This is a genomic window from Arsukibacterium sp. MJ3 (genome assembly GCF_000987765.1).
Taxonomy (GTDB): domain Bacteria; phylum Pseudomonadota; class Gammaproteobacteria; order Enterobacterales; family Alteromonadaceae; genus Alishewanella.
Window position 1 is genome coordinate 122,601 of record NZ_LAHP01000011.1, and the last position, 6,979, is coordinate 129,579.

Sequence of the window (6,979 nt, forward strand, 5' to 3'; positions counted from 1 at the left end):
TACAACTATGGATGAGTTTAGATTAGTATTAATTATTTTAGGAGCGCTGGTATTAGGTGGCCTGTTTATTCATGGTTTATGGACGGTACGCAAAAATAACCGCGAGATTGGGCATCGCTATCACCCCGATACCTCTTCATCGGCAACGTCTGACCAGGATGAAGAGTATGATGATTTAGGCGTGGGCCCGGTACGGGTGGTTAAATCGCACCCTGACAGCGCCGTTCGTACCGAACCGAACATTGCCCCGGGTTACCAGGGCGGGCTAAGCGAACGTAATGCTGCCGGCAAGGCTAAACTACAGCCGTCAAGCAACCATAAAATTGCCGCCGGTGCCAATAATAATAGTAGCCAGGGTCAGCAACAAGCTGCTCTGAACTTTGCTGATGCTGAGCCAGCAAATACAGAGCCTGGCATCAACTTTAATGCCTTGCCGGATGATGAAAGCCCGCCAAATAGCCGAGTTGCTGTTGACGAAAGTGTGCAGCCTGAGCAGAAATCGGCGCATCAGCCTTCAGAAGTGCTTATTTTGTATGTATTGCTGCCAGAAAACAGAGAGATTAATGGCCCCGATTTACTGTCAGCGCTGTTGCCACTGGGTTTTAAATATGGCGATATGGATATTTTTCATCGTCACCTCGACAGTGCCGGCAGTGGTGACGTGTTATTTAGCTTGGCTAATATGTTTAACCCCGGTACCTTTGATTTAGAGCAAATAGATAAAATCAGCACTCGCGGTTTAAGTTTATTTATGACTTTGCCAGGGCCAGGTGAGCCACTGCAAAACTTTAACTTAATGCACAATGCGGCAAAAAAACTGGCTGAAGAATTCGGTGGTCAGGTGCTGGATGGTCAGCGCAGTGTATTAACCGTGCAAACGGTACGGCATTATGTGGATAAAATACGTGAGTTTCAGCGTCAGCAGCTTATTCATGGCTAGCAAGTATATTTAATTTTTTACGGCAGGGCTTTCCCTGCCGTTTTTCATTTGGTAGTGAAAGTAAATGAGTAATTCAGTCAAAGATAGAATATTGGAGTTGAGAGAGTTACTGCATAAGTACTCGCACGCGTATTACAACTTAAACACGTCTATTGTGCCTGACGCTGAATATGACAATTTGTATGATGAACTAGTAGAGCTAGAGTCTAAGTATCCTGATTTCTCCGACGAGCACTCGCCCACTCAGAGGGTTGGCGAAAGGCCTCTTGATAAATTTTTGCAGTTTAAACACAAGTTGCCGATGTTATCGCTGGAAAAAGCCAAAACTGAGGATGAACTGACTCAATTTAATAAAAGAATATCTGATAGTCTGGATTCAAACGATGAAATTGAATTTTGCTGTGAACCTAAGCTCGATGGGGTTGCGCTAAGTTTGCATTATCAAAATGGACTTCTAAAAAGAGCGGTTACCAGAGGCGATGGTTTAACAGGCGAAGATGTAACTCAAAACGCGAAGACGATCAAGTCGGTTCCGTTAAAACTTTTTGGTAAGAACCATCCTGTATTTTTGGAGGTTAGAGGTGAGGCGTATATTCCGCTTGAGAAGTTTGAGCTGATGAACGACAGATCTGTTGGCAGTGGTGAAAAGTCATTTGCAAATCCTCGTAATGCTGCATCGGGCAGTTTAAGACAGCTCGACTCTAAAATCGCATCGTCAAGACCCCTGTTTTTTAGTGCGTATTCTGTTGGCGATTTTGATGGTTCTGATCTTCAGCTAGACCAATACAGTCATTATCGAAGACTGCAGCAGCTACAGAACATAGGATTAGCCGTAAGTCCCCTTTTGAAAAAAGTCAAAGGAATAGACGCGGTTATTGAATACTGCCATGGCATTCTTAGAAAACGTGATGATCTAGGTTTTGAAATAGACGGCGTGGTAATTAAAGTTGACAGCTTAGCGCAGCAGCAAGCACTAGGTTTTGTGGCCCGGGCGCCGCGCTGGGCCATTGCCTTTAAGTTTCCGGCGCAAGAGCAATTAACCACATTATTAGATGTTGAATTTCAAGTGGGTCGCACTGGTGCCATTACCCCGGTAGCACGGTTAGCGCCAGTGTTAGTAGGTGGGGTTACCGTGAGTAATGCTACCTTGCATAATCAGGACGAGATTAACCGGCTAAGCATTAAAATTGGCGATACCGTTACCGTGCGCCGGGCTGGTGATGTTATTCCACAGATTGTTGCCGTTCTTACTGAGCGTAGGCCGCTGGAAGCGCGCGATATAGTGTTTCCAAGCCAGTGTCCGGTATGCGGCTCGGCCGTTGAGCGGGTAACGGGTGAGGCCGTGGCGCGTTGCAGAGGCGGTTTGTTTTGCCCGGCGCAGTTAAAAGAATCAATTAAACATTTTGTAAGTCGCAAAGCCATGGACATTGATGGCCTTGGCGATAAGCTGGTAGAGCAGTTAGTAGATCAGCAACTGATTAATACCACAGCTGATATTTATCAGTTGGATATGCCGGCATTAATTGGGCTGGATCGAATGGCTGAAAAGTCCGCTTTAAAGTTGCTTAATGCCATTAAAGCGTCTTGCCAAACCAGCTTAGCCCGCTTTATATATGCACTGGGGATCCGGGAAGTGGGTGAAGCTACCGCGCTAAATTTAGCTCAGCATTTTGGTAGCTTACCTGCGCTACTTAACGCCAGTCTGGAGCAATTACTGGCGGTTAATGAGGTCGGTAAAATAGTTGCCGAGCACCTGCAAAGCTTTTTTGCTGAGCCCCACAACCAACAGGTTATTACGGCACTACAAGCTGCTGGCATCAACTGGCCTGACATTGAATTGCAGCCAGCCTCAGCACAACCGTTGGCTGGCCATACTGTCGTATTAACCGGTACGCTTATTAGCATGGGGCGGGATGATGCCAAAGCGCGCCTACAACAATTGGGTGCTAAGGTATCAGGCTCGGTTTCAGCAAAAACCTATGCAGTAGTAGCGGGCGATAATGCCGGTTCAAAGCTGGCTAAAGCCACCGAGTTGAATGTGCCGGTGTGGACCGAGCAGCAAATGTTAGTGTTGTTTAGTGAAAATGGGGTGGCCTGATGCCTAAGTTGTTCTGCCTGTTGCTGCCCGCGGTAGATTTAGCATGAAAGATAATTCAGCTTGGCCGCTACTGGATAATCATGGTCTACAGCAAATTCCGTTACGTTTTTACGGTTTGTTACTGTTGTTATTACGGCCTTATATTTGCTGGGTTGCCGAGCTTAGTATGATGCGCTCGCAGCAAAGTTTGTTAAGCCAGTTTTACCCCAGGCAGCATGATTTTATGCTGGCCTGCCTGATTGCCTTGCCGCTATTACTGATGGTAGCCGCACTTAGCCAGCGCCGGCCAAAAGGGCAGCGCTTTTGGTTTTATCTGTGGCGCCCCGGAATGTGGTTGCTGTGGTTGGTTACTCTGGCCGATATGGTTCACAGTATCAGCGGGCTGGATGCTGATGTTATTCTTGATGCTCCCTGGCGTTTGCTGGCGCCTCTATTGCTGTTGTTGGCAATAATCTGGTTGCTGCTGGGTAAAACCTTGCCAGTCATTTTTAAAGAGTGGCCAGAGCCGGAACCGGCTAAGGCTAATAAACGAGCTTAGGCATGCTCTGTTAAATATTTTTGTTTTAACTGCAAATAACGTTGTTGCTGATCTGGTTTTAACGAGTGGTTTTCAATAATTTGCTGACATTGTTGCAGCAACTGTTGTTTACTCGATGGGGCACAAAGAGGCCGCGGGCTGGTTAATAACGTTTGCCATAAGTTCAGTGCGATACCCGCATTTTTCGGCATAACGGTCCGTGCCAGTTTAAAGGCGTCAAACGCTTCTTGCCAGTTGCCATGTTGGTATAAGGTTACCGCATTATTGTTCAGCTCGCGTGGGCCCAAGCGCATTGCTAGCCGTTCTTGTTGCTCTTGTTTTAGGTAAGCGTTAAATAGCGGATCGGCCAGTTGTTGCTGACAATGCTGACTAATTTGAGCAAAAAGTTGCGCCGAGGCTTGGCTTAACCCCACTTCGTGCAAGGCTTTGGCCCGGTCGAGTGCCCCTTCTACTGAATCAATCTGCTCAAGCGGTGCCAATGCACTCAGCATGGCTTGTGCTTTGTCTTTATGGTCTTGTAAATACAGTAACCTGGCTTGTAGTACTTGTTGCTGGCTATTCAGTGCACGGTTTTCACCGGCGCTATATTGGCGTTGCAAAGTGGTCAGTGACACATTCGCTTGCCGGTTCAGCCGGCTACTTTGTTCTTCATCATCGACACTAAGCGCAAAATCGATACTGGCTCTGGCCAGTGTTAAATACAGATCAGGCTGCTCGTACATCGAATATCGGGCATATTTCACCATATCGCGGGCCGCCCGATACTGACTTTCATAGTCGTGGTTAATTCTGGATAACTGTAATAGTCTTTGTTGGCGAAACATATTACGTGGTGCTTGCTCTGCCGCGTCCAGTAAATGTTGCTGCGCTTGCTGATAATGCTGCTGTTTAAATTCAAGATCAGCCAGCGTATCCTGAGCAAATAGCCGGCTTTCGGCGCGCTGTAATAGTTTTTCCAGTTCGGTAAATGCCAGTTGCTCTTTGCCTTGCGCTAAATGACAACGAACCAAGCCCATTCTCGCCCAGCTAAATGATTGAATATTGAGCATGGCGTTAAAAAACGTTTCTGCAACCTGATAATCACCCAGACGGAGTAAAACATCACCTTTTAAGCGTAGCAATAACGGGAATAGTTTATGTTGTTCAGGATCAGCCAGATGCTCATCAATAGCACTACGCGCTTTGTTGTCATCCTTACTGTCCATCGCCTGATACACCGCACGCAGTTGTTGTTTACGTCGTAAAACCCGTTCTATTCTTACTTGCAAGTCTTTAATAACGAAAGGCTTGGCCAGAAACTCATCGGGTTGCAGTTCAATAACGCTATGCACCAGTGACGGGTCGGTTTCAGCGCTAATAAAAATAATGCCACAGCTTAGCTGTTGCAGACCTTTAGCTTTAATTTCTTCATACAGCTGAAAACCATCTTTACCTTGCTGCTGATTGTGGGCACAAATAATTAAATCAAACTGATTGTCGCGACACAGTGTTAAGGCGACACTGGCCCGCTCGGCCAAAAATATATTCTGATAGCCCAGTTGCTCCAGCGCATAGCGCAAAAAACCTTGAGCCAGGCTTTGATCATCAATAACCAGAATGCGTTCATCGCGGCGCGGCGCAGTGTTCATGCAGTAAAAGGTTCCGGCTGTACAGTGTCTATGCCTACTATAGCAAGTTTTTACTTCGGCAACAGTAATACCATTAGATAAGCTAAACGACGCCAATATCACGATAATACTTGAACTTGTTGCCTGCTGGCCCAACCGTATAAGTATTGGTTATTAGTTTGCCTGAGTAACAACACCGTCCAAAAAATACCTGTTCCAGCTAAATTTTAATTTTCGGAGGATTGATGAAAAAAGTACTGATATTTGTAACTAACCATGCCACGTTGGGTGAAACCGATGAAGCAAACGGCACTTTTTCACCTGAGCTGACACATGCATTAGCTGTTTTTCTAAAAGCAAATATTGATTATGATTTAGTGTCGGTTAAAGGTGGCAAAGCGCCGCTGTACGGCACGGACATTGAAGACGATGCGGTAAATAGCCACATTTTGGCGAACGGCGACTTCCGGCAACGCATCAATAACACCCTTATAGCTTCGACAATAAATATTGATAACTACGCTGCAATTTTTTATCCGGGAGGTTTTGGCTTGTTGTCGGATTTGGCAACGGATACTGTAGTGGCAAAACTTAGCGCCGAACATTATGAAAATGGTGGGGTGCTTAGTGCAGTATGTCATGGCCCGGCGGGCTTGCTGCCTATTACACTGAGTAATGGTAAAAAGCTGTTAGCTGATAAAATGGTAACCGGTTTTAGCCGCGAAGAAGAGGTTGATTACGGCACTATCGACAAAATACCCTTCTTACTTGAGGAGTCTTTGGCCCGCACGGCGATGCAATATAGGAAGGGACAACCTTGGGCTGAATTAGTTATAGAAGACAACCGGGTTATTACCGGTCAAAACCCTGGTAGTGCGCATGCGGTCGCTGAGGCATTGGTAAAACATTTGGTATAGTTTTTAAGAAAATTTAAAAAATCCAATTGTTTATTTATGCACCCTCTTCGGAGGGTGTTTTTATAACAGTAGCATAAGGATGCTTTTGCCATATTTTTGTTTTAGTTAGAAAGGCTTACTAAATGGTACTTTTAGTCTTATTATCTTTTAAACTGGTAATGCATCAGGCTTAACCTGTTTAGCTTAAATACTACTTTATAATAAAAGGTACAGACTATGTCGTTATTGTCAATTATGACCAAAAAAGTGCAAGTGACGACGGGAGACGCGAGCCTGGCAAGTTTGCGAACGTTATTTATTGACGCAAAGTTTCAGCATGTCCCGGTAGTCAATAGCATGCAGCAGCCGGTGGGCATTGTCTCGGTAAAGGATTATTTTAAAACCTTAAGCGCAGTGATGGACTCAGCGTCGGAACATACCATTGAACTTTATATGCAAAACCGCAAGGTCAATCAAGTCATGTCGTCGCCGGTGGTCAGCGTGCAACCTGATACCAGCATTTTGCAGGCCGCTAACATATTGGTAGATCGAAATATTAGTTGTTTGTTGGTAGTAGACGGCCAGCAACGCTTAATCGGTATAGTTTCTTGGAAAGATATTATGCGACGCATTGTATTATCGCAGTTAAAGCGAACCTAATAGCCAGATCCTAAAAAATAACATAACCCGTGTCTTAGGAAAGAGGGGCGGTGCTTTTTTATGGTGTGAAACTTAAAGTATCAAATGAAATTATGGTGGATTGTACTGGGCTCTAACTAGAGACAACCGTGTCTTAGTAACGAGGGGCGGTGCTTTTTTATGGAGTGAAACTTAAGGTATTAAATGAAATTATGGTGGATTGTACTGGGCTCTAACTAGAGACAACCGTGTCTTAGTAAA

Annotated in this window: 6 protein-coding genes; 5 read left to right on the forward strand and 1 reads right to left on the reverse strand. The window is 45.4% G+C overall.

What is annotated here, in order from left to right:
• The first annotated feature begins 7 nt into the window (after positions 1–7).
• The 3 genes from zipA to VT06_RS10085 all read left to right on the forward strand — a co-directional run bounded on the left by zipA (position 8) and on the right by VT06_RS10085 (position 3,576).
• On the forward strand, positions 8–940 hold the full coding sequence (zipA, locus tag VT06_RS10075) for a cell division protein ZipA (protein ID WP_046554171.1): 933 nt from the start codon (positions 8–10) through the stop codon (positions 938–940).
• A gap of 64 nt (positions 941–1,004) precedes the next feature.
• Positions 1,005–3,038, forward strand: a complete 2,034-nt coding sequence (ligA, locus tag VT06_RS10080; RefSeq protein WP_046554172.1) for an NAD-dependent DNA ligase LigA — start codon at positions 1,005–1,007, stop codon at positions 3,036–3,038.
• A gap of 43 nt (positions 3,039–3,081) precedes the next feature.
• A complete protein-coding gene (locus VT06_RS10085) occupies positions 3,082–3,576 on the forward strand; it encodes a DUF2919 family protein (protein WP_046554173.1) in 495 nt (164 codons plus the stop codon).
• Here the strand turns inward: VT06_RS10085 and VT06_RS10090 are convergent.
• Positions 3,573–5,204, reverse strand: a complete 1,632-nt coding sequence (locus VT06_RS10090) for a response regulator (RefSeq protein ID WP_046554174.1) — start codon at positions 5,202–5,204, stop codon at positions 3,573–3,575. The two genes, VT06_RS10085 and VT06_RS10090, sit on opposite strands and share 4 nt — an antisense overlap.
• A gap of 224 nt (positions 5,205–5,428) precedes the next feature.
• On the opposite strand from VT06_RS10090, the gene VT06_RS10095 reads away from it, so the two are divergent.
• Positions 5,429–6,100 carry a type 1 glutamine amidotransferase domain-containing protein gene (locus tag VT06_RS10095; protein WP_046554175.1) on the forward strand — a complete coding sequence of 224 codons (672 nt, stop codon included), beginning with the start codon at positions 5,429–5,431 and terminating at the stop codon, positions 6,098–6,100.
• 216 nt (positions 6,101–6,316) lie between these two features.
• Positions 6,317–6,739: an HPP family protein gene (locus tag VT06_RS10100; protein ID WP_046554176.1), complete on the forward strand. Its 423-nt coding sequence runs from the start codon at positions 6,317–6,319 to the stop codon at positions 6,737–6,739.
• Positions 6,740–6,979 lie beyond the last annotated feature (240 nt).

Coding starts and splice junctions, on each gene's coding strand:
- zipA (WP_046554171.1), top strand. CDS start 8: ATGGATGAGTTTAGATTAGTATTAATTATTTTAGGAGCGCTGGTATTA.
- ligA (WP_046554172.1), top strand. CDS start 1,005: ATGAGTAATTCAGTCAAAGATAGAATATTGGAGTTGAGAGAGTTACTG.
- VT06_RS10085 (WP_046554173.1), top strand. CDS start 3,082: ATGAAAGATAATTCAGCTTGGCCGCTACTGGATAATCATGGTCTACAG.
- VT06_RS10090 (WP_046554174.1), bottom strand. CDS start 5,204: ATGAACACTGCGCCGCGCCGCGATGAACGCATTCTGGTTATTGATGAT.
- VT06_RS10095 (WP_046554175.1), top strand. CDS start 5,429: ATGAAAAAAGTACTGATATTTGTAACTAACCATGCCACGTTGGGTGAA.
- VT06_RS10100 (WP_046554176.1), top strand. CDS start 6,317: ATGTCGTTATTGTCAATTATGACCAAAAAAGTGCAAGTGACGACGGGA.